This is a genomic window from Rothia sp. L_38 (assembly GCF_050689125.1).
Classification (GTDB): domain Bacteria; phylum Actinomycetota; class Actinomycetes; order Actinomycetales; family Micrococcaceae; genus Rothia.
On the sequence record NZ_JBOEQD010000020.1, the window covers coordinates 1 to 22,100 of the forward strand.

Sequence of the window (22,100 nt, forward strand, 5' to 3'; positions counted from 1 at the left end):
TGGTAACCCAAGCTTGCCCTAACTACCAATTCCGCCCCACAGGGAATAGGCTAGAAAAACATGCCGTTATACTAGGCGTACCCAACGGAAAGGCAAAGACAGTGGCCAGCAGCTACCGCACCCCAGCCGGGGCAGAGCTTACCAACGAACTCGTCACCGAACTTCGCAAGGACTACCCCATCCTCAGCCGCCAGGTCAACGGCCACCCCCTGGCCTACCTCGACACCGGAGCCACCAGCCAAAACCCCCTGCAGGTCCTCGACGCCGAACGTAACTACTACCTCGGCGCGAACTCAGCCGTCCACCGCGGCGCCCACACCCTCGCCGTCGACGCCACCGACGCCTTCGAGGACGCCCGCCGCACCGTCGCCTCCTTCATCGGCGCCGCCGAAAACGAGCTGGTCTGGACCTCCAACGCCACCGAAGCCCTCAACCTGCTCACCTACTCCTTCGGCAACGCGTCCGCCGGAATCGGTGGGGACGCCGCCGCCCGCTTTGCGCTGGGAGAGGGCGACGAAATTGTCACCACCGAGCAGGAACACCACGCCAACGTCATTCCCTGGCAGATTCTGGCAGCCCGAACCGGTGCCACCCTACGCTACATCCCCGTCACCGATGAGGGCCTCATCGACTACGAAGCTGCCGAGTCCATCGTCACCGACCGCACCCGCGTCCTCGCCTTTACTCACGTCTCAAACGTGGCAGGCTCTATCACTGACGTCGACTTCATGGTCTCACTCGCCAAGAAGGTCGGGGCCATCACCGTGCTGGACGCCTGCCAGTCAATGCCCCACATGCCCGTTGACGTGAAAAAACTCGGCGTGGACTTCGCAGCTTTCTCTGCCCACAAGATGCTCGCTCCCACCGGTATCGGAGCCCTCTATGGCCGAAACGAGCTGCTTGAAGCAATGCCCCCCTTCCTCACCGGCGGCTCCATGATCACCAAGGTCACCATGACCGAAGCCGAATGGATGCCCGCCCCCATCAAATTTGAGGCAGGAACCCAGCGCGTTTCCCAGGCCATAGCCTGGGCTGAAGCTGTACGCTACCTCCAGCACCTGGGCATGGAACAGGTGCATGCCTGGGAATCCAAGCTCGGCCAGCTCCTTGCCGACGGCGTAAGCTCAATCCCCGGCGTCCGCCTCATCGGCCCGGCAGCAGGCCAGCCCCGAGCCGGGCTCACCTCGGTACACGTCGAAGGCGTGCACCCCCACGACGTCGGCCAGCTTCTCGACGAAAAGGGCATCGCCGTGCGCGTAGGCCACCACTGCGCCCAGCCCCTGCACCGGGCTCTTGGCATCACTGCCTCAACCCGCGCCAGCGCCTACATCTACAACACCACCGACGACGTAGAACGCTTCATCGAAGAACTCGCTAAGGTGCGCCGCTACTTCGGCTACACCGACTAAAGATAAGCGCAACTAGCCACCACACCGTGAAAGAAGGACACCGACTATGAGCGGCCTTGAACAGCTCTACCAGCAAATCATTCTGGAACACTCCAAGCAGCGATCTGGCGAGGGCCTCATCGACCCCGCTGACGGAACCCGCGCCGCAACCAACCACCAGTACAACCCCACCTGCGGCGACGAAATCAACCTACGCGTCATCCTCAATGACGACGGGAACACCATCGACTCCATCTCCTGGGAAGGCGACGGCTGCTCTATCTCTATGGCCGCAGCCTCCGTACTCTCAGAAATGGCCCCCGGCATGAGCACCCAGGAATTCCAGAAGCTCGTCGACGACTTCCGCGAAATGCTCCGCTCCCGTGGCCAGGTTGAACCTGACGAAGAAGTCCTCGGCGACGCCGCCGCCTTCGCAGGCGTCTCCAAGTTTGTAGCCCGCGTGAAATGCGCCATGCTCTCCTGGGTAGCGGCCGAAGAAGCCACCAAAGAAGCAGCCGTCTAACCCGGTATAAAATCCCAGCTCAGCGTACAGAACCCACCTCCAGCGTCCGCTCCACCTGGCGCAGCGGGGTGGGTTTCTTGTTACCCCAACCACCCTCTGACCTGGGGTGTCCCCCAAAGTGGCCCCGGCTGCGTCCTTACCCTGCCCCGAACCTTAACGTAGGGTTAAAAGACAAACACACCCGTACTAGCGCGCTCGCACCGCGCCCACACGCACACCTGGGGGACCCATGAACATCGGCTATGCCGCCGGCGCCTTCGACCTTTTCCACGTAGGCCACCTCAACATCCTGCGCCAAGCTAAAAAGAACTGCGACTACTTGATCGCCGGAGTGGTCTCCGACGAAATGCTAGAACTCACCAAGGGCCGTAAGCCCATCGTGCCCCTAGCCGAACGCATGGAAATTGTCTCCCACATCGATTTCGTAGACGAAGTCCGGGCTGAAACCGTGGTCGACAAGCTCGAAACCTGGGAGCAGGTGCGCTTCAATACCTTCTTCAAGGGCGACGACTGGAAGGGCACCCAGCGCGGCATCGACCTGGAAAACCGCTTCGCTGAGGTCGGCGTGCAGGTAGTCTACTTCCCCTACACCGCCCACACCTCCAGCACCAAGCTGCGGGCAGCCCTCGAAGCGCTCAACACCCCTGTCGCCGCTGCTGCGTAACTGCTTCCTGCCCTAGAGCGAAGCCCAGAGATAACGAAGGACGCCCCGCCCTCCTTCCCCTTGAAAGGGGAGCGGAGGGCGGGGCGTCCTTGGTATCTAGAGACTCTTAGTAGTTAGCCTTGATGTACTCTTCGGCGCTGGTGCCCAGGGCTGAGAAGACGCGGCCAATCTGGGGCTCAGCTGCTGCAGCAATCTTCTTACCAACCAGGGGAATGGAGCACTTGACCTCACCGTCGACCTTAACCTCGGTGGTCTCACCGGCGGGGGTCAGGGTCTGGGTTGCGTTACCGGTAACGGGGATACCCTTGACAGTGACCTCAGAAACTACGGTGCGGGAGCCGTCTGCTGCGGGAGCTGAGACGCGGTCAACCTGAGAAACAGTCACACCGTTGGATACGCCGGGGAGCTTCTTTGCCATATCGGGGATGCGGTCTGCGGGGATAGCGCGCACGGTGGTGGCGGTGAAGGCACCGGCGGGGTCGCCATCAACCGAGAAGGACTCGAAGGAGATACGGACCTTTTCGCTGGCGAAGCGAGCGAAGTTCTCGTCGGCAAAGGCGCGGATGACGTTGTCGATAGAAGCGTTGATAGTGGTTGAACTCTGAACAGCCATGGGCTCTCTCTTTCAGGGGCGGTGATAAAGGTGTCGTGCCCTATTCTACGGGGTGTGCTTGAGGGCGCGAAAGCGCGGAGCGGCCTTGCTTACTGAGAGCGGAATCCGGCAATAATCTGCGCGGTCCGGCGGATGAAACCGCTGTTATAGGCTGTGCCCAGGGCCTCTAGCTCGGCTGAGAGGTTATCTGAGGCCTGGTCGCTACCGGGCACCCGGTAGGTGCCCCGGAGCGAACCGGGGTCGGCAAAGGACGCGTCCAGCTTGTTTCTCAGGTCTTCGGGGCTGGTAACAACGATAGCCTCACCGTGGGTCTCCATAACCCGGGAGAACTCGACCTGGTGGTTATCAACGACCTCGTCGAGCTCAGCCACACGCGGCACAGCAAGCGGGATAGCCCCAACCTCGCGGGCATCGAGAATCGAACCCGGGCCGCCCTGAACCAGCACCACCTTGGCAGCCCGGTAAAGGTCGAGCAGGTCGCCCCGGGGCATGCGCTCGACGGCGTCCGCATGCTGGGGAGGAGCAGTGAAGCCGTGCTGTACCAGGGCAGTAACCTCTGGCCGATCTGCCAGGTAAGCATCAACCCACTGAATCAGCCGGTCAAAGTGGTGATGGTCGGTGCCCAGAGACACCACTAGATCGTAAGCCTTAGCCTGGGCGGCATCCGGGCGCGGGTTTTCTGTCACGGCAGCCTCCTAGAGGATATGGCCGATATTGACGGCTTCGGGGAAGGTTTTCTTCTGCTCATCCCACTGCACCACAAAGAGGTCGCTCATGGGGTAGCACATGCGGCCGGTGAGGGTGGGCATGGTGATGCGGTCGTAGGCCTCGATAAAAACGGTCTTGATGCCCAACAGCTTAGCGATGATAAAGAAGGGCACCGCGACCGCGGCTCCGGTGGAGACCACCGCATCGGGCCGCTCCTTACGGAGCACCCGCCAGGCTACCCCGATATTACGAATAGCGTTGGGAATGTTGCGGGTGGTGGGGAAGTGCACCCAGTAGGTACGCTCGCCCTCTAGAGCAGCTTTGACTTCGGGCAGCTCGAAGGTGGCCCAGGCACGGTCGTGTTCTTTCCAGAATTTATCGAGGGCAATGAGCTGGGCCAGGTGGCCGCCAGCGCTTGCGGTGAGGAGTACTTTCATGGCTGCTTATTTCTGGGTGGGTGCGTCGAAGTAGACGGGGATGACCTTGGTGGAGCTGGCCGGGGTGAGCTCGTCGAAGAGTCGCTGGGCGCTCTTGACGGTGCTCTTTGAGGTAAAGGGCAGCAGCAGCACGCGGGTATGGTCGGCGGCCAACAGGACCTTTGAGGTCGAGGCAGACGCGGGGGCATCGATGATGACGGGGGAGTTCTGCTTGATGTGGTCCTTGAGGTTCTCCAGGCCCAGGGCGTTGAAAGTAGCGGCGTCGGCGATGCTGTAGTTGCTGTCGGTGAGGACGCCGGTGAGCAGGGAGGTCAGCGAGGCTGCTGCGCGGGGGGTGGGGGAGAAGATGGTGATGCCGCGCAGATCGGCGTTCTTGAGGCGCCCGTCTGCTACGCCGATACGGCGTAACAGCTGGGTTGCTGATTCGGTTTCGGCACCGCGGGCAATGATGGAGACGGGAGCCCCTGAGATTTCTGAGAGGCGCTCTGAGTAGCCCAGGGTGCGGTTGGTGCGGTCTACAACGTAGGCTGCGAAGATGCCGATGAGCAGACCCATGGCGCCACCGATGAAGATGGTCTGGGCCAGGCTAAAGTTTGAGGGGGCGTCGGGCACCTGGGCCTCTGAAATGATGGTGCCGCTGTCGGTAGAAGTTGCTTCTAGGGTCAGAATTGCCTGGTCAACGAGGGCCTTATCCATACCGTTAGAGACAGCGTCGATGTTCTCTCGGGTCTCTTCTCGGCTGGCACGTAGGGTATCTGATCGATGGGCCAGGTAGGCGCGGGCAACGGTGTTGGCGATATCTGCTGCCTCGTTGGGGTCTTTGGCATTGACGATGATGTCGAGGATAGTGCTATTGGAGTGCCCTGCTGCGGTGACCTGGTCTTTAAGGTCGGCTACGTCCATGCCCAGCTCGTCGGCTGCGGCCTGCAGAACCACACGGGAGGAGGCGATGGCTTCTTCGGTGTCCATGTCGATGGAGTTGAGGGCAGCACGCAGGCCACTGGCGCCAGCGCTGGGCTGGGTGACGTTGATGACTGCCTTGGACTCATAAGAATGGGGCAGGGCTAGGCCGGCGACTGCACCCAGGGCAGCGAAGATGAGGGTGCTGATGAGTACAACGATTTTGTGGCGCAGGATGCGGCGGACGGCGGCCCCCAGCGAAATGGGGGTAGCATGCTGGTCGTTGGCTCTGGCTCGTGAGGAGCGTTCCATGTGTATTCCTTCCCTAGGAGTGTATGGGCCTAGCGGCGAAGTTTGCGAGTGATTGATGCGACGAGAGTTTCAAGACCGACTGCTCGGCGGAAGCGGTAAATCATGGCTAAGTAGAGGGGGACAAGGATTAGCGCGTAGGCAGCTAAGGCTAGCAGACTTTGCCCCCATAGCAGGATGGTCAGCGCTGCCCCCACACCCGGTGTAAGGGCTGCAAGAGCCATAATTGGCAGGACCTCGGTGAGACGGGGGCGGATGCCCAGCTTGCCGTAGACCTGGGCTGTAGCCAGGCCGCAGTCAGTGAGGACGGCTGCCGCCCAGGCTGTTGCTGCTCCGGCAAGCCCCCAGAGGGGGATGAGGGCCAGGTTCAGCACAAGCGCCACCAGTAAAGCCGAAAGCTTGTTGTAGAGCTGCCAGCGGGCGCGTCCGCTCATCAGCAGTACCGACTGCACGCCGCCTGCCGCCATCTGCACTAGCATCGCCGCGCCGATGATAAAGAAGAGCGGGGCACCGGTTGTAAAGCCCTCACCGAAGAAACCCAAGAGAACCGGGCCAAAGGCGGCAAGCGTAATGAAGAAGGGCCAGCCGACAGCAATCAGAATACGGGTAGCCGAGACAAAAATCTGGCGGGCTCGGAGCTGGTCACCGGTAGCGATAGCCGCTGAGATATCGGGGCCGGTAACCACCCGGGCGGTGTGCTCAACCATAGCACCAACCCGCACACAGCGATTGACGGCACCGTAGATACCGCTAGCAGCGGGCCCCAAGAAGAGACCGATGAGCAGCACATCAACCCACTCCAGCACTGCCTCGACCATAGCCGATACGCCGCGAGCCGAGCTAAAAGCCCAGAAAGAACGGGACGACTCGGGAGCCGCCACAGCGGTAGGGGACACCTGCTCAACCGCAAGGTGACGAGCCGGGTAGCTGGGCACGTCCTCCTGCTGGGGCATATATTTCCGTACCCAGAGCGCAGCTACCACAAAAACCACCAGAAGGGGCACAGCCCAGGCAAGCGCCAGATAGGCAATAGCTCCCGAGAAGGCCACCGCCAGTAACACTGCACCGATACGCAAGGTCGGCAGCAGGGCAGACTGCAAGAAGGTGAACTCAACCGTGTGCCCCAGCCCGCGCAGGGCACCAAAGCACAGGGTCATCCAGGCCGCCACCACCACAAAGGGGGCTGACACGAGAACTGCGGCGCGGACGTCCGCCCCCAGATTCGGGGTCACAGCCGGTAGCGCACAGAGCAGGGCAGCTACGGCCAGAACCAGGGCAATGACGGTGGCCGGCCCGAATGCAAAACGCATCAGCTGGGGCAGGCTAGAGTAGCGCCCCACAGCGCGCTGGGCACTCATGGTGCGCACCAGACCGGTGTCGGCACCGAATACGCAGAGAGAAGTAGCAATCGCGAAGAAAGCCATGACCTGGAAGAAGGCCCCTGCCCCTGCTTCGCCCACCCCGTTAGAAACAATCAGGGTAGCCACGAAAGCAGCGGCAGAACCGTATATCACATAGAGGGAGGAGAAAGCTCCGCTCCGAGCAAGAGAACGAGCCATCACAAACCCTCCCCGTACATACGAGAGCGCATCATTAACGCCACCGATAGCATCAGGACGGTCAGCTGGATCACGTCAAAAGAGTAGAAGAAAACGACAGCCAGAGCAGACACAATGACCGAGTGCACCCACATGCCGGCAATCGAGGCGATATTCCAGGTGTTAATCAGAACCGAAACCACATAGAGCAGGAAAAGCCCCAAGCCCACGAAACCAAAGCAGAACATCAGCGCCCAGACCTGACCCTGGGTACCCATCGACACGCCCACGCTATCGGCCATTTTCGAGGTGCCATAGCCCACCAGGGGAGAGCGCAGGGTGTACTCAAAAGTCAGCTCGTAGAGCGAGGCACGGCCGCCGGTGGAATCAGAATACTCCTGACGGCCCAAAATATCGCCCACAGCGCCAGAAACCAGCAGGTAGGTCACCACGCCAACGCCCAGCACCGCACCGATACCCAGCGCCCGCCAGTCACCCTTGAGTAGGAGCCGGAAGAGCACATAGGCAAAAGCTGACCCCAGGCCAATGAACATACCCCGGTTAGAGGTAGCCACAGCAGGCACCAGCGACAGGGCCACCGCAAAACCCAGCCCCAGCTGAATCTTCTTCGAGTGCACACCGGTCATCACCGCAAACACCACCGGGGTCAGCAGCGCATAGGCCAGGCCCCAAGAGTTAGCGTAGGGGAAGGGCGCGGACGGGCGGATATAAGCCACCTCAGCGCCCCAGGGCCACTGCACCTCAGCCATGGGCGGAAGCACATAGTCCTTCACCAGCTCGTTATTAAGCAGGGCCCCCGGCAGAATGAAACTCATCGGGGTCGGCAGACGGAAATCGGGGAAGACCAAGGCCAGGTACCCCAAAATCACCACCGTGAACCAAATCGTCAGCAGCCCGCCCAGCATAATGTGGTTGGGAATGCGCTCGCGGGCATTGAAGAAGTAGAGCGTGTAGATACCCACGTTAAAGATGTTCATGTAGCGCTGGAACCAGCCCAGGAACTCTGAAGCGGTATCGACCGAGACGATACAGATGAGCCCCCAGAACATGAGGGCAAACCAAATCCACATGGTGGAGTGCACCAGCACATGGCGGCGCATGACCATGAGCACAATCATGGCAGTAGCCAGCAGAGTGGGAGCGAACTGCATCATGCCCATAGCCCACACGAGGGGGAAGCCATAGAGTAGAACCAGAATAGGCCAGGCCGGGAGAGGCGCCCCGGCGGTGGGGGCAACCGCGGTTAAAAACCGGTTGTGGCGGTGAGTGGGGGTAAGAAGGGCCATGGGGTTAGAGGCCTCGACCGGTCTTATTCACAGCCGCCAAAAGTGCAGAGGGGCTTACCAGCCCCAGGGCAACAGGCAACGCAGCCCAGGCTCGTAGCTGCGCGGGATCACGGCGCAGCGTAGCTCGTACATAGGCAAGAGCCAGCTTTTTATTCCCCAGCGCAGCGTGAATAAAAGCAATCTGCCCCGAGATACGGGCAAGACCCTTGGGGTCGCTTTCAAACTCGGGGAACTTGCGCAGCAGGTAGGTGAGACCCGCTGCCATGTTCTCCCACTTGCCAGCAAAGAAGGACGGGCGATCCCACAGAATCAGTACCAGCGGCTTTTCGACCGAGTAGATATCACCGAACTTGGTGGCGCGCAGAAGAAGGTCGTAGTCCTCACCGTAGGCAGCCGGGAGGTCCTCGTCAACGAGCCCCACGCGTCCTAGTAAATCTGAGCGGCGGTAGAGCATCGCCGAGGGGTGGATTTCGGTGATGCGGGAGCGGAGAAAATCAGCGAAGGTGGCGCGGGCGGGAGCTAAACGGTCAATATCTTTACCGCCAGAGCGCACCCGGATACCCGAAGAAATTGCAATTGCCTGCGGGGCACGCTGCCAGAGCTCTAGCTGGTCAGCGAGCTTGGTCGGCAGCCAGTAATCATCGTCGTCGCAGAAGCCAAGGATGTCTCCGGCAGCAGCTTCAATACCGGTGTTGCGGCCACCGGCTAGACCCTGGGCGCGGGTATTAGGGATAGTGCGCAAGGAGCGGTTCTCAGGAACCGCAACGTCGGCCAGCGAGTCAATCTCAACGTGGTCAAAGACCACCAGCACCTCAACCGGGCCGGTGTAGGTCTGCTCGAACAGGGCGGTTACCGCGGTACGCAGTAGCTCAGGACGCTTACCGTTCGTGGCGATAATGACGGAAACACTCTGCATTAGGCACCTGCCGGCTGAGCGAGGGTAACAAATTTACGGCGCATGGAAAGCAACACGGTGGCAGCATTGGCAGCAAAGAGCAGGCCATAGACCAGCACGAAGCCAAGACCTGTGCCCCAGAAGATAAAAATCCAGCAGAAGGTACCGGCGTCCATGTGCAGGTTGACGAAAGAACGGAGGGTGCTACCGGTAGCCGGGGCAGCAGTACCCCGATTATTGCGTAGCTGTTCAGCCAGAATCTGGCTCATGAAATGCCCCGTGACCAGTACTGTAAAGGCAAGAGGAAGCCACCATAGCTGCCAGCCGGTTACGGCGAAGGCCTGCGGGTACTTGATAAAGCCCACCAGAATTGTCAGATGCATCGCGGGAGTACGCATAGCGTCAACCACGTGGTCGAGCCACTCACCGGCAGGGGAGGACGCCCCTGTCACGCGAGCAACCTGACCGTCCGCCGAATCCAGGGCGTAGCCCAGCGCAAACAGCAGAGCCACCCCAACACCCAACAGGGGCGAAGGCGGGAAGAAAATCATCAAGAGCATACCCAGCACAGAAACCGTGGCGCTGAGAGCAGTGACCCCGTTGGGCCCAAGACCAACCTTGACCGCAGCCGCAGCAAAGATACGGGCAACACGACGGTTGACCCAGCGGGTATAGGCAGGCACCCCAGCCCCAGACTTCTGGGCAGAGTTCAGTTGCGTCAGTGTTTCCCTAAACCCACGGGGGGCCAAAGTGCGAGTGCTAGTCATAAACCCTAGTTAATCCTTGAAAGTGTGTGCGAGATAGGCGTGGCACGGGCCATAAGCAGAGCTGCCACCGTGCGAATATCAGGAGCTCACCCGAGAGAAACACGCCCGGGTACTTAATTTTAGGTGAACAACTGTGCCAGCCATAGGTGAAAACTAGCCCACAAAACTATGACCTTCAATATGTTCTTACCCCAGATCCGCCGACTCATCCCGTCGGGGCGAACGCCGGCGTCCGCCCCTACCGCTTCAACAAAGAAGTGGCCCGCGCACAAGAGGCACGGGCCACAGCTATTTATGGGCAGCTAGCAGTCTTACTTGGTGCGCAGAACTGCTTCCATATCGAAGGTAGCGCTCTCGGAGCGACGGTAAGAGTGAACCTCAACGGCAATCACGTTCTTACCCTGGTTCAGCTGGCTAGCGGGAACAACCACGGTAATCGGGGTTGCCTTGGCCAGTGAGTAGGGAACAGCCTTCCGCGCCGGGGTGTTGGGAGCTGCGTTAGCCATCAGGTTGGTGCGGTTGACCTCGCGGCCGTTGACGTAGATAGCGATACCGTCATCTGCGTAGGTGGTCAGAACCAGCTCCTGGTTAGCCTGCGGGGTCAGCTGCATCTCCTTACGCAGGAACATCGACATAGGCTGATTGTAGTAGGCGAACTGGACGCGGTTTGCCAGCGAGAATTCGCCCCAACCGATTGAAGTCGGGCCAACGTACCACTGACGGGCAGTGTTGTAGGCGTAGTTGGTATTGCGCCAGGTCTTGTCATACTCGTTGGTCAGCACGAAAGCTACATCCCAGTTATCGCCAGAAGCAACAACCTTCTGATCTGCAGGCTTGACCGGTTCAACCGGAGCAACAGGCTCAGCGGGAGCGGGGTTTTCCTCAACTACCGGGGGAACCGGCTCCTCAGTGATTTCTTCAATGGGCTTCACATTCGGGTTATCGGGCTGAGTGGGGGCCTCAGTGGTGGGTTCTGCGGTAGGCTCTGCGGTGGGCTCAGCTGGAGCTTCGGTGGTGGGCTCAGCAGTAGGCTCAGCCGGAGCTTCGGTTGTGGGTTCAGCAGTCGGCTCAGCAGGTGCTTCGGTGGTGGGCTCTACCGTGGGCTCAGGAGTGGGCTGAGGCTTAGCCGCTACAGCGACCGGGGTAGAAGCAGAGACGTTACCGGCAGCATCGGAGACGCGGACGAAGTAGCGAGCGTCTTCGGTGGTGGGCAGCTTGTAGCTGGTGTCCGCCGTTGAAGCAATCACGCGGTTATCGCGCAGAATCTGGTAGGTGACACCGCGCTCAGAAACACCGGTCCATGACAGGGTATCGGTGGTTCCGTCGGTGGTGACGGAGAGGTTGGACGCGGTAGCCGGAGCAGTAGAATCAGCGGGCGCGTAGCGGGCGAAACCGACAGTCTGCTGCACACCGTTGTAGCCCAGGGAGCGGGTGATATCGCCGCCAACCCAGAGGGTGCCGGCGGAGTCGGTGAAGGACGCCCAGATACCGTGACCGCGCTGGCCCTGCAGGCTGGGATTGAACTGGGGCAGAATCTCGCCGGTCTGGGCATCAAATGCAGAAATCAGACGGATGGTGTTCACACCGCTGTAAGTGGGTGCGTTCCACGGATTGTCGTGGGTGGTTGCACCGTAGTAAATCCAGTCGCCACAGTGGCAGGCGGCGTAGAGCACGTTATTGCTATCGAGTGATAGGTCCTGGAAGTCGCCGCCGCTCTTGGTGATAGCAGTGGTCAGACGGTTGCTTAGATTGGACTTATCGTACTGGGCGACGAGATGTTCAGCACCCGCAGTCCAGATAGTTGATCCGGCATCCTGCACATCGAACTGGAAGCCATCGCGATGGGTGGGGTTGGTGGCACGGTGAGACAGGGTCCACTCCCAATTCTGGGCTGCCTTGCCGTCGGTGGTGTTGATGTAGGCCAGCTTCCATGCACGCTGGTCGTTGAGGGTTGAGAAGTAGCCGGCGATAGCGACACCCTCATCGCTTGCCGAAACACCGTTGACGGTACCGTTGGTCACGGGGCGCCAGGACCAGTCAACCGAGTTGTCGTTCAGGCGGAAACGGGCGATGTTCTTGGAGTAGGCGTAGGTATCTGAGGTGGCACCCTTAACGTGGGTGAAGTTACCGCCGATGTAGACATAGTTGCCCTGCACATCGATAGCTTTGACGAAGGAGGTGCCGCTGGCGTTGCGGTTGACAACGTCCCAGCCCAGTGAGGTGTCGGTTGCACCGGTGACGGGGTCCAGAATGACAAAGCCGTTAGAGGGTTGACCGTTGACCCGGGTGAACTCGCCACCAACTGCCAGTTTGCCGTTAGGGAGGGGTGAAATAGCCTTGACCTGGCCGTTGAGCTGGGGAGCGAAGGAACGAACCAGCTCGCCGGTGTTGACGTTGTAGCCAGCGATGAACTTCTGCTGTACCTTCTCGCCGGTGGCGGCGTTTTCAACGAAGGCAAAGTCGCCGCCGGTGTAGACGGTATCGCCCAGCTGGTTGATGGCCTGTACACGGGTGTTGAGCTCGCCGGTATTGCCGGTGCCGCTGTTAGCGCTGGTACGCCAAGTGACGCGGGAAGAGAAGCTGGCGGGCAGGGCGCGTTCGGTGGCCGTTGCGGTACCGCTATCTGCGATATCGGTCAGGTTTAGGTCTGCCTGGGTAATCTTGGGGCGCACAAAAACCTGGGTGAAGGGAATGGCGTAACCTGCCCGGCGGGGGGACCAGAGGTAAGAAGTCGCAGTATCGGTTCCCTGAACGAGACGGCCGTAGGCGAAGCCGATCTTCCAAGACTGGTTGCTACGCCCGTAGAAGTTATTAGCGTAGTAGTAGTCGTTATTGTTGGAGATACGGTTGACCGAGGTCGCGTAGCTCCGGTCAGCACCCAGTGCGGGGTCGTTATCGTAGCGGATATTTTCCCAGGGGTGGTAGGCAGAAAGAGTCCAGGACCAGTCTTCGGTCTTGGTGCGCTTGGCGTACATGTTCTGCCAGGTAGTGCCAGCGGCATTGCCAGCACGATAGAAGCGGACGCCGTCCTCAAGGTCCTGCACCTTGGTGTCGCCCAGCAGGGCGTCCACGGTGGCTGAGGGGAGCTGGACGGGGGAGAAAGCGTCCGTACCGTCGGGGTTGGTTGCTAGCTCGCGGGGGTCGCCCTTACCGGCGTAGTCCTCGCTCCAGCCTTCGCGGCCGCGGCCAATCATGACCCAGCCGCCACCGTTGGTTTCCTGGTCGCAGTAGAACTGGGCGGGGGCGTCCATCTCGTCGGTCCAGAGCCAGTAGGCGCCAGACTTTGACTCGGGGTCGTTCTGCTTGATTTCCCAGCAGGACGCCGCTGCGGTTTCGCTGGTGAGACCGTTGGCTACGTACTCGTTGGTGGCGATAGCGCCGGGGATGACGGAGACGCCAACGCCCAGGGCAACCGCGCCAACGGCGATCTTAGTAAATAGTGAGGGTTTCTTCATGTGTGTTTAGCAATCTGCGTTATTGGGGAAGTCATGGGAAGCGATTTTCCATGCCCCGTTTTCTTCTACCAGAGTGAAAATGTTGAGTGAGCGGGTGAACTGATCGGAGCTAACGGTGTTGCCCGTAGCATCTACAACCTTGACTCCCGAGGAATCTAGACAGACTTCCATAATCTTGGCTGCCTGGCCGTTGTACTCACCATCTGCGATGCGGGGGGTACCGACTACGGTGGAGGTTCCCTCTACGTGCCAGCCAGCAAGTGCGTATTCGGTGGCTGTGGCGAGGTACTGGTCGAGGGCGGTGCCGGTGGCTGCTGCTTCAAGCTGTGAGGTGGTTTCGGCTGATACGTTGCTTTCGACCGCGTTTTCGTTGGCTTGTACGCTTTCGGTGTCGCCGGCGATGTCGCTTGAGGTATCTTCTTGCGATACTGAGGTGCTAGCCGGCTGGATGCCCGCCAAAGCTCCCTGGACGTCGCTGTAAAGCTGCTCGGCGGTTTGAACTTCTTCCGTGTCTACGGCAGCTTCACTGGCTTCGGCAAGAGCTTCGGAGCCTGCGAAGTTTTCGGTCAAGGTTTCGCCTGCGCTATTGGTGGCTTCGGCGGTGGTAGTGGTGCTGGATGTGCTCTCTGAACCTGCTTCATTCTCTGCCGACGAGCCGCAGGCGGCTAGGGCGAGAGTGGCGCTAGCGCACAGGGCAAGGACGCCCGTGCGCAGGCTAGGGGTGCGCAGGGCAGAAGAGAGGGGTATCCCTAATCGTTTCATTAAGTCCCTAAAAGTTGTGGTGCGTGGGTTGGAGCAAAGCCTGCTGGTTCTCCGTGCGAATGGAGTGGGGTTCTACCAGGTCGCTTTGCTGGTCATTTCATACTACCGGTTGGCACCTGGCCGGGTTAATAGCCTTAGATGGAAAATATGGGGTTACTCGGTAGTAACTTATGGGGACAAGAATAGTTTTGTTCAAAAATAGTATTGGTGTTTATCACATCTGTATTACTTGCTGTTGGTAGGTGCCTTATTGTGGGTCCTTACCTGCCCGGTGGGCTCTAGAGACTGCGGGTCTAGAGGGCCCTATGGGATAATGGAACCTGCACCAACCGGCCTTACCCCAGGGGAGCGAAGATGTCACTGAGCGGCCTTTCTCAAGCCCTCACCCACGAACCCAGCTACACAGCAGTCATCACCCAGGCAGGTGCAGACCTCAAAGCCCGCCTGGATGAATTTCTGATTGGTTCCCCTGACGGGGCGCGCCCTTTTCTTCTTGCAGGTATAGCCCAACAGCTTGCCGCTCAGAGCCAGCCGACCCCGCCCGTCCTGCTGGCTGTGACCGCCACTGATCGTGAAGCTGAAGATACTGTCACAGCTTTGGGTGCCCTGATGGAAGACGGGCAGGCCCAGCTCTTCCCGGCCTGGGAAACCCTGCCCCATGAGCGACTCTCCCCGCGAAGTGATACCGTGGGTCAGCGTCTAGCGGTCTTGCGCGCTCTTGCCGAGGGGGGTGCGTCCGCCCCTCGCGTTGTGGTAGCCCCCATCCGTTCTGTGCTGCAGCCTCTAGTTGCAGGGTTAGAGAACATGCAGCCGGTGACTTTACGGGTAGGGGAAGAGCAAGACTTTGATGTTCTGATTAAATCGCTCGCTTCAGCTGCCTATTCCCGCGTTGACCTGGTGTCTAAACGCGGGGAATTTGCTGTACGCGGCGGTATTATCGATATTTTCTCACCGACCGCTGCCCACCCTGCCCGCATTGAATTCTTTGGGGACGAGGTCGAGAATATCCGCTGGTTCTCGGTCGCTGACCAGCGTACTTTACCCGGTAAAGACCACCCCACTGAGTTGCTTGCTCCCCCCTGCCGCGAGCTTCTCATTACCCCTGCTGTGATGAGCCGGGCTGCCCGACTCAAAGGTTCCTTCCCCGGGGCTGCCGCCATGCTCGAAAAAATTGCCGGCGGTATCTATGTTGAAGGCATGGAATCCCTCATTCCTCTGCTGGTCGACGATATGGTCACCCTGCTCGACCACCTGCCTCAGGGGTCTTTGCCCGTCATTATCGAACCTGAAAAGGTACGCTCTCGTGCAACCGATTTGGTAACGACCAACGAAGAGTTCCTGCTCGCTGCCTGGGACTCGGTGACAGAGAGCACAGACGCCCCCATCGATTTGGGCGCCAACGGTCCCGACGGTCTGAGCGCCGGTAGCTTCCGCACCATCGCTTCCCTGCGAGAAACCGCCCTCGCCAAGGGCTTTGGCTGGTGGGCTATCACGGCTCTGGGCGTGGATGACGCCATTGACGACGGTATTGACTCAGTGCAGCTTGCTGCCCGCGCCCCCCATACCTACTCGGGCAACGTGACCGAGCTGCTGACCGAAGTCGGAAAAAAGGTGAAGGACGGCTGGCGCATCACCGTGGTCACCGACGGCCCCGGCCCGCTCACCCGCCTGCTTGACCTCTTCCAGGAAGCCGAGATACCGGCCTCTCGTGTAGAGTCCCTGACCGGTCTGCCTGAGCCCGGCATTATCGAAATGACCACAGCCTCCATGGGGCGCGGCTTCATGATGGACGGCGAAAAGCTGGGCCTGCTGACCGAAGCCGATATTCTGGGCCGCACCAGCCCATACGCCACCCGTGACCTGCGTAGCGGCAAGCTGCCCGTGCGCCGCCGCAAGAACGCGGTCGACCCCATGAGCCTGTCAGCCGGTGACTACGTGGTGCACGAGCAACACGGTATCGGCCAGTTCGTTGAACTGATCCAGCGCCCTATCGCCGGGGCCACCGTGACTCCGGGACAACCCAAGCCCATGAAGGAATATCTGGTTCTGGAATACGCCCCCTCGAAGCGGGGCGGGCCCAAGGACCGTCTCTTCGTGCCCTCCGACCAGCTAGACCAGGTCTCAAACTACGTGGGCGGCGATGCCCCGGTACTCTCGAAGATGGGTGGCTCCGACTGGGCTAAAACCAAGTCCAAGGCTCGCAAAGCTGTTAAGGAAATCGCAGCTGACCTGATCAAACTCTACTCAGCCCGCCAGGCCTCTCGCGGTCACGCCTTCGGGCCCGATACCCCCTGGCAGCGGGAACTCGAAGAGGCCTTCCCCTACAACGAGACCCCCGACCAGCTCTCCGCCATCAACGAGGTCAAAGCCGACATGGAGAAGGAAATCCCCATGGACCGCCTCATCTCAGGCGATGTGGGCTACGGCAAGACCGAAATCGCTGTGCGTGCAGCTTTCAAGGCTGTGCAGGACGGCAAACAGGTGGCCGTCCTCGTTCCCACCACCCTGCTCGCCCAGCAGCACTACGAAACCTTCACCGAGCGCTTCTCAGGCTTCCCGGTTTCCATCAAGGTGCTCTCCCGCTTCCAAAAGGCCAAGGAATCAGCCGAAATTGCCGAGGGTATTAAGAACGGGTCGGTGGACGTAGTTGTGGGAACCCACCGTATTCTCTCCGAGTCGGTGGACTGGAAGGACCTGGGGCTGGTCATCATCGACGAGGAGCAGCGCTTCGGCGTAGAGCACAAGGAAAAGCTCAAGACCATGCGCACCAACGTGGATGTTCTAGCCATGAGCGCCACCCCTATTCCGCGAACCCTGGAGATGTCGCTGACAGGTATCCGGGAGACCTCCACCCTGGCTACACCGCCCGAGGAGCGCCACCCCGTCCTCACCTTCGTCGGCCCCCGCACCGACAAGCAAATCACCGCCGCAATCCGCCGCGAGCTCATGCGCGAGGGCCAGGTCTTCGTGGTCCACAACCGGGTTTCTAGCATTGAAGAGACCGCCAACGAGATTCAGAAGCTGGTCCCCGAGGCCCGCATTGCCGTGGCCCACGGGCGCATGAGCGAATCCCGCCTGGAAAAAATTATCGTGGACTTCTGGGAACGCAAGTTCGATGTGCTGGTATCGACCACCATCGTTGAAACCGGCCTGGATATCTCCAATGCCAATACCCTGATCGTTGATCAGGCCCAGAACTATGGTCTGTCTCAGCTTCACCAGCTGCGCGGACGCGTGGGGCGCGGCCGCGAGCGCGCCTACGCTTACTTTCTCTACCCGGCTGAGAAGGTACTGACCGAGGTCGCCCACGAGCGCCTGAAAGCGGTAGCAACCCACAATGAGCTGGGTGCCGGTATGCGTCTAGCCATGAAAGACCTGGAAATTCGCGGTGCCGGTAACCTGCTGGGCGGCGAACAGTCCGGCCATATCGCCGGTGTTGGTTTTGACCTCTACCTGCGTCTGGTGGGTGAGGCTGTGGCTAACTTCCAGCACGGTGAGAATGAAGAGGCACCTGCCGAGATTAAGGTGGATCTTCCGGTCAACGCCCACATGCCGCATGACTATGTGAGTTCAGAGCGCCTGCGTCTATCGGCCTACCGCCAGATTGCCCAGGCCCAGACTGCCGAGGAGCTAGCTGAGGCTCGCGAAGAACTGGTAGACCGGTACGGCACCCCACCTGCTCCGGTTGAGAACCTTTTCAAGGTCGCGGCTCTTCGCCACCGCGCTCGCGCTGTGGGTCTGACCGAGATTGTGGCTATGGGCCCCAAGGTTCGTTTCTTCCCGGTCAATGATCTGCCAGAATCGCGCCAGATGCGACTGGACCGCATGTATCCGGGTGCCCAGTACCGTCAGATTCCGGGTACCGAGAACTGGCAGATTCTGGTGCCCCGCCCTAAGACCTCCGCTGTTGGGGGCAAAGACCTGGTGGACGACGCCATGGTGGAATGGGCTGAGCAGTTTATCCACGCTATCTTCGAGGCCGGCGTCGCCGCTTCATAGGGCAAAAGGTACCACCTAAGTGAGAAAAACCCACCTAGTTCGTGGGTTTTTCTCACTTAGGTGGTACCTACCGTATCGGTGCTTCTGGAACCACAGACAAGGGGGCAGCCCACCTGTTACAGGTGGGCTGCCCCCTTAGGTTTAAACCGTAGGTATCTCTATTACTTGAGGAAGAGATCTGCCCCGCCGGTGTGCTGCTTCTCGTTAGTCTTGGAAGGCAGGAACCAGAGGGGGATGATGAAGGTGACGCCGTAGAGCAGAACAGCTACGGTCCACCAGCCCCAGCCGCCCTCGGGGTACATGCCCAGGGTGTAGAGGCAGCCCAGCAGGAGCACGAAGCAAAGAACGAAGAGGGCAATGTTAGAGCCCAGTTCCTTGGTACCTGAGTACTGGGGGGTACCGCTGCGGGCGGGGGCGCCGGATTCCATCCCGAAGGATTCAACGTTGGAGCGCTTCTCAGCCTCTGACTTATCAGTGGTCTTAGACATGGGGAAGTCCTTTTCGTGTGTGTACTGTATTACTCAGTATAGGTGCTATACCGGTGGTTCGCACCATATGACAGAGACAAACCTGGCCTAGTAGCCGCCCTCAGCAGCTTCGCCCGCACCGATGATAGCGATACCCTTTGAGGCACCGATACGGGTGGCACCGGCTTCGATCATGGCCAGGGCTTCGTCTCTGGTGCGGACGCCGCCAGAGGCCTTGACGCCCAGGTCGGGGCCGACAGTGGCACGCATCAGGGCGATATCTTCGACGGTCGCACCGGCGGACGAATAGCCAGTGGAGGTCTTGACGAAGTCAGCTCCCGCCTCAACAGAAGCCTGGCAGGCCAGGACCTTCTGGTCATCGGTCAGCTCGGAGGTTTCAATGATGACCTTGAGCAGGGCGCCACCGGCGTGGGTCGCCTCGGCGACGGCCTTGATATCTGCCACCAGGGCGTCCTTCTTACCTGCGCGGGCGTCGGCGATGTTGATAACCATATCGACCTCGCGGGCACCGGCCTCAACGGCGGTCTTGGCTTCAAAAGCCTTGACCTCGGTGGCGGAAGCACCGAAGGGGAAGCCCACAACCACGCAGGGGACGGACGCAGACTCGGCCAGCTCCTCAGCCAGCACGGGGGCCCAGACGGGGTTGGCACAGACGGAGGCGAAGCCGTACTGCTTGGCCTCGGCACAGAGGCGGCGGACGTCAGCCTCTGAGGCGGAAGGGGCCAGGATGGTGTGGTCAATCATGGCAGCCAGTTCGGCTGCTGAAAGTTCGAGAGTCATAGTGTTTCTTCCTTGAAATCTTGGTTTGTTTAGAGGCCCAGGGCCGCGGTCATGTCTGCCTTGAGCAGGGCCAGTTTGGTGCTAGCAACCTGGCGGGCGTCGGCTACTGAACCGCTGACCGGTACGACCACTTCGAGGTAGCACTTGAGCTTGGGCTCGGTGCCGGAGGGGCGCACAATCACGCGGGTGGAGTCCTCGGTGTAGTAGCGCATACCGTCGGTGGGTGGCAGGGTTTCAGTGCCCTCGGTGAGGTCTTCAACCGATACCACGGGGGACTCGGCGAGCTCTGCGGGCGGGTTAGCGCGCAGGCGCTTCATCATCGCCGGGATCTGGGCGAGATCGTCAACGCGGACGGAGAGCTGGTCGGTGGCGTAGAGGCCGTGCTCGGTGGCAATCTCGTCGAGGAGAGCGGGGAAGGAAGAACCGGCGTCCTTAAGCTCCTGGGCGTAATCAGCCATGACCAGGGCGGCTGAGATGCCGTCCTTGTCGCGCACCTGGGCGTGGTCAACGCAGTAGCCCAGCGCTTCTTCGTAGCCGAAAGTCAGGTTATCGACGCGGGCAATCCACTTGAAGCCGGTCAGGGTTTCGTAGTGGGCTACCCCCGCAGCCTTGGCGATGGCCCCTGCCAGGCGGGAGGAAACAATCGAGTTGGCGAAGGTTGCGCTTTCGGCGTCGGTGACGGACGCCAGCACACGGGTAGCCAGGATCGCTCCGGCTTCGTCGCCGCGCAGCATCGCCCAAGTACCGTTTCGCTTGACAGCGAAAGCCGCGCGGTCAGCGTCCGGATCGTTGGCAATGATGAGGTCAGCGTCAATCTTCTCAGCCAGAGCCATAGCCAAATCAAGGGCACCGGGCTCTTCGGGATTAGGGAAGGCGACGGTGGAGAAGAGCGGGTCGGGCTCAGCCTGTTCAGGTACCAGGGTGACGTTGGCGAAGCCAGCCTGACGCAGCACAGCTTCAGCGGTCTGACCTCCTACACCGTGCATGGGGGTCAGCACGATCTTGAGGTCGCGGTCCTTCTGCTCGACCAGCGGGGTAACGCGGGCAATGTAGTCGGCTGCTACGCTCTCGGGCAGCACTTTCCAACCGTCAGCGGCCAGAACCGGAGTGTCAACAGCTGCGATTGCGGCAGCGATATCCCCGTCGTAGGGAGGGATAATCTGGGCGCCGCGGGCACCGGGTTCAACGGCGGCTCCGCCCAGATAGACCTTGTAGCCGTTATCGTTAGGCGGGTTGTGGGAGGCGGTGACCACGACGCCAATTTCGGCGCCATATTCGCGGGTCGCCCAGGCGGTTACGGGAGTGGGCAGGGCAGAGGGCATGAGGTGAACCTCGATACCGGCGGTAGTGAAAATAGCTGCGGTGTCGAGGGCGAAGATATCTGAATTCTTGCGGGCATCAAAGCCCACCACAGCGGAAATCTTCTCCCAGCCTTCAGCGGACGCGCGCGCGGTGGCGTAGTCTGCCAGGCCCTGGGCGGCACGCTGAACGACAACGCGGTTCATGCGCATGGGGCCAGCACCCAGTTCGGCTCGCAGACCTGCGGTTCCGAACTGGAGGGTTCCCGAGAAGCGGTCGGCCAGATCAGCGGTTGCGGCCGCATCTCCTGCCTCAACCTGGGCGATGATGCCCTCAAGCTGGGCTTTGGTTTCTGTATCGGGGTCGATAGCGGCCCAGGTGCGGGCTTGCTCAAGGAGCTGCTGAGTATCGAGTGACATGTCTTTCCTTGTCCTTAGAGGGCCGCGATAATGTCTGCGAGCAGGCGGGAAATGCGGGGGGCAGCAGCTTCACCGGCCTCAATGACCTCTGCATGAGAGAGGGGGGTCTCCTGGATACCGGCGGCCAGGTTGGTGACGAGTGAAATACCAAAGACCTCAAGGCCGGCTGCGCGGGCGGCAATGGCTTCAAGAGCGGTGGACATGCCCACTAGATCAGCACCCAGTACACCTGCCATCTTAACCTCGGCTGGGGTCTCGTAGTGGGGACCGGGGAACTGCATGTAAACGCCCTCCTGCAGGGAGGGGTCAATGCCGCGGGCAATCTCGCGGATGCGAGGCGAGTACAGGTCGGTCAGGTCAACGAAGTGGGCTCCGGTGAGCGGGGAGGCTGAGGTGAAGTTCAGGTGGTCAGAGATCAGGACGGGCTCGCCAGCTGAGTAGGCGGGGTTCAGGCCGCCACAGCCGTTGGTGAGAATCATGGTCTCAGCGCCTGCGGCAGCTGCGGTGCGTACACCGTGGACGACAGCGTCAACGCCGCGGCCCTCGTAGAAATGGGTGCGGGAGCCAATCACCAGGGCTCGCTTGCCACTTTCGGTCAGAATCGAGGTCAGGGTACCGGGGTGACCCACTACAGCGGCCTTGTGGAAGCCAGGTACCTCATCGGCTGAGAGAACATGGGTGGCTTCGCCAATGAGTGAGGCGGCCTCGCCCCAGCCTGAACCCAGCGTCAGCGCCAGGTCATGCTTCTCGACGCCGGTTTTCTCGGCAATGAAGTCCGCGGCCTCACGGGCACGAACCAGTGCCGGGTGGTTGGGATCAGCGGTGGAAACAGCAGAAATATTTGAATCA

General features: G+C 60.5%; 18 protein-coding genes. 4 read left to right on the forward strand and 14 right to left on the reverse strand.

Annotated elements, in window-relative coordinates; all coding sequences use genetic code 11:
- The first annotated feature begins 101 nt into the window (after positions 1–101).
- From ACRCJM_RS11455 to ACRCJM_RS11465, 3 genes are all read left to right on the forward strand, one after another.
- A complete protein-coding gene (locus tag ACRCJM_RS11455; protein ID WP_431465005.1) occupies positions 102–1,409 on the forward strand; it encodes a SufS family cysteine desulfurase in 1,308 nt (435 codons plus the stop codon).
- Positions 1,410–1,455: 46 nt separating this feature from the next.
- A complete protein-coding gene (gene sufU / locus ACRCJM_RS11460) occupies positions 1,456–1,911 on the forward strand; it encodes a Fe-S cluster assembly sulfur transfer protein SufU (RefSeq protein WP_237198667.1) in 456 nt (151 codons plus the stop codon).
- A gap of 229 nt (positions 1,912–2,140) precedes the next feature.
- Complete coding sequence (locus ACRCJM_RS11465; RefSeq protein ID WP_237198666.1) at positions 2,141–2,575, forward strand: adenylyltransferase/cytidyltransferase family protein; 435 nt, start codon at positions 2,141–2,143, stop codon at positions 2,573–2,575.
- A gap of 106 nt (positions 2,576–2,681) precedes the next feature.
- Here ACRCJM_RS11465 and ACRCJM_RS11470 read toward each other — a convergent pair whose 3' ends face one another.
- The 10 genes from ACRCJM_RS11470 to ACRCJM_RS11515 all read right to left on the reverse strand — a co-directional run bounded on the left by ACRCJM_RS11470 (position 2,682) and on the right by ACRCJM_RS11515 (position 14,266).
- The gene (locus ACRCJM_RS11470; protein WP_135010995.1) at positions 2,682–3,188 is read right to left on the reverse strand and encodes a DUF2505 domain-containing protein; all 507 of its coding nucleotides are present in this window, start codon (positions 3,186–3,188) and stop codon (positions 2,682–2,684) included.
- Between the two features lie 89 nt (positions 3,189–3,277).
- A complete protein-coding gene (locus tag ACRCJM_RS11475; RefSeq protein ID WP_431465006.1) occupies positions 3,278–3,874 on the reverse strand; it encodes a glycosyltransferase in 597 nt (198 codons plus the stop codon).
- A 9-nt stretch (positions 3,875–3,883) separates the two neighbouring features.
- Positions 3,884–4,333 carry a PssD/Cps14F family polysaccharide biosynthesis glycosyltransferase gene (gene pssD, locus ACRCJM_RS11480; RefSeq protein WP_237187093.1) on the reverse strand — a complete coding sequence of 150 codons (450 nt, stop codon included), beginning with the start codon at positions 4,331–4,333 and terminating at the stop codon, positions 3,884–3,886.
- 6 nt (positions 4,334–4,339) lie between these two features.
- Entirely contained in the window at positions 4,340–5,545 is a 1,206-nt protein-coding gene (locus ACRCJM_RS11485; RefSeq protein ID WP_431465007.1) for a YveK family protein, read from the reverse strand.
- A 29-nt stretch (positions 5,546–5,574) separates the two neighbouring features.
- Positions 5,575–7,101, reverse strand: a complete 1,527-nt coding sequence (locus tag ACRCJM_RS11490) for a lipopolysaccharide biosynthesis protein (RefSeq protein WP_431465008.1) — start codon at positions 7,099–7,101, stop codon at positions 5,575–5,577.
- Positions 7,101–8,387: an O-antigen ligase family protein gene (locus ACRCJM_RS11495; protein ID WP_431465009.1), complete on the reverse strand. Its 1,287-nt coding sequence runs from the start codon at positions 8,385–8,387 to the stop codon at positions 7,101–7,103. Before ACRCJM_RS11495 ends, ACRCJM_RS11490 begins: the two co-directional genes overlap by 1 nt.
- Before the next feature lie 4 nt (positions 8,388–8,391).
- Positions 8,392–9,303 (reverse strand): glycosyltransferase family 2 protein, encoded by a 912-nt coding sequence (locus tag ACRCJM_RS11500; protein ID WP_431465010.1) that lies wholly within the window; start codon positions 9,301–9,303, stop codon positions 8,392–8,394.
- On the reverse strand, positions 9,303–9,965 hold the full coding sequence (locus ACRCJM_RS11505) for a CDP-alcohol phosphatidyltransferase family protein (protein ID WP_431465011.1): 663 nt from the start codon (positions 9,963–9,965) through the stop codon (positions 9,303–9,305). The genes ACRCJM_RS11500 and ACRCJM_RS11505 overlap by 1 nt, the downstream gene beginning before the upstream one ends.
- 395 nt (positions 9,966–10,360) lie before the next feature.
- Positions 10,361–13,504: a fibrinogen-like YCDxxxxGGGW domain-containing protein gene (locus tag ACRCJM_RS11510; RefSeq protein ID WP_431465012.1), complete on the reverse strand. Its 3,144-nt coding sequence runs from the start codon at positions 13,502–13,504 to the stop codon at positions 10,361–10,363.
- A gap of 6 nt (positions 13,505–13,510) precedes the next feature.
- Positions 13,511–14,266, reverse strand: coding sequence for a hypothetical protein (locus ACRCJM_RS11515; RefSeq protein WP_431465013.1), 756 nt, complete (start codon positions 14,264–14,266; stop codon positions 13,511–13,513).
- Positions 14,267–14,620: 354 nt separating this feature from the next.
- Between ACRCJM_RS11515 and mfd the strand changes: the two genes are divergently transcribed.
- Positions 14,621–18,265 (forward strand): transcription-repair coupling factor, encoded by a 3,645-nt coding sequence (gene mfd / locus ACRCJM_RS11520; RefSeq protein WP_431465014.1) that lies wholly within the window; start codon positions 14,621–14,623, stop codon positions 18,263–18,265.
- 161 nt (positions 18,266–18,426) lie between these two features.
- Here the strand turns inward: mfd and ACRCJM_RS11525 are convergent, their stop codons facing one another.
- The 4 genes from ACRCJM_RS11525 to ACRCJM_RS11540 form a co-directional block, all read right to left on the reverse strand.
- The gene (locus ACRCJM_RS11525) at positions 18,427–18,753 is read right to left on the reverse strand and encodes a hypothetical protein (protein WP_431465015.1); all 327 of its coding nucleotides are present in this window, start codon (positions 18,751–18,753) and stop codon (positions 18,427–18,429) included.
- An 87-nt stretch (positions 18,754–18,840) separates the two neighbouring features.
- Positions 18,841–19,533 (reverse strand): deoxyribose-phosphate aldolase, encoded by a 693-nt coding sequence (gene deoC, locus ACRCJM_RS11530; RefSeq protein WP_431465016.1) that lies wholly within the window; start codon positions 19,531–19,533, stop codon positions 18,841–18,843.
- Positions 19,534–19,562: 29 nt separating this feature from the next.
- The gene (locus tag ACRCJM_RS11535) at positions 19,563–21,251 is read right to left on the reverse strand and encodes a phospho-sugar mutase (protein WP_431465017.1); all 1,689 of its coding nucleotides are present in this window, start codon (positions 21,249–21,251) and stop codon (positions 19,563–19,565) included.
- A 14-nt stretch (positions 21,252–21,265) separates the two neighbouring features.
- The gene (locus ACRCJM_RS11540) at positions 21,266–22,090 is read right to left on the reverse strand and encodes a purine-nucleoside phosphorylase (RefSeq protein WP_431465022.1); all 825 of its coding nucleotides are present in this window, start codon (positions 22,088–22,090) and stop codon (positions 21,266–21,268) included.
- Positions 22,091–22,100 lie beyond the last annotated feature (10 nt).

Bases quoted from the DNA above. Each gene is read 5' to 3' on its own strand.
- sufU (WP_237198667.1), top strand. From the start codon at position 1,456: ATGAGCGGCCTTGAACAGCTCTACCAGCAAATCATTCTGGAACACTCC.
- ACRCJM_RS11465 (WP_237198666.1), top strand. From the start codon at position 2,141: ATGAACATCGGCTATGCCGCCGGCGCCTTCGACCTTTTCCACGTAGGC.
- ACRCJM_RS11470 (WP_135010995.1), bottom strand. From the start codon at position 3,188: ATGGCTGTTCAGAGTTCAACCACTATCAACGCTTCTATCGACAACGTC.
- pssD (WP_237187093.1), bottom strand. From the start codon at position 4,333: ATGAAAGTACTCCTCACCGCAAGCGCTGGCGGCCACCTGGCCCAGCTC.
- ACRCJM_RS11485 (WP_431465007.1), bottom strand. From the start codon at position 5,545: ATGGAACGCTCCTCACGAGCCAGAGCCAACGACCAGCATGCTACCCCC.
- ACRCJM_RS11490 (WP_431465008.1), bottom strand. From the start codon at position 7,101: ATGGCTCGTTCTCTTGCTCGGAGCGGAGCTTTCTCCTCCCTCTATGTG.
- ACRCJM_RS11495 (WP_431465009.1), bottom strand. From the start codon at position 8,387: ATGGCCCTTCTTACCCCCACTCACCGCCACAACCGGTTTTTAACCGCG.
- ACRCJM_RS11500 (WP_431465010.1), bottom strand. From the start codon at position 9,303: ATGCAGAGTGTTTCCGTCATTATCGCCACGAACGGTAAGCGTCCTGAG.
- ACRCJM_RS11510 (WP_431465012.1), bottom strand. From the start codon at position 13,504: ATGAAGAAACCCTCACTATTTACTAAGATCGCCGTTGGCGCGGTTGCC.
- ACRCJM_RS11515 (WP_431465013.1), bottom strand. From the start codon at position 14,266: ATGAAACGATTAGGGATACCCCTCTCTTCTGCCCTGCGCACCCCTAGC.
- mfd (WP_431465014.1), top strand. From the start codon at position 14,621: ATGTCACTGAGCGGCCTTTCTCAAGCCCTCACCCACGAACCCAGCTAC.
- ACRCJM_RS11525 (WP_431465015.1), bottom strand. From the start codon at position 18,753: ATGTCTAAGACCACTGATAAGTCAGAGGCTGAGAAGCGCTCCAACGTT.
- deoC (WP_431465016.1), bottom strand. From the start codon at position 19,533: ATGACTCTCGAACTTTCAGCAGCCGAACTGGCTGCCATGATTGACCAC.
- ACRCJM_RS11535 (WP_431465017.1), bottom strand. From the start codon at position 21,251: ATGTCACTCGATACTCAGCAGCTCCTTGAGCAAGCCCGCACCTGGGCC.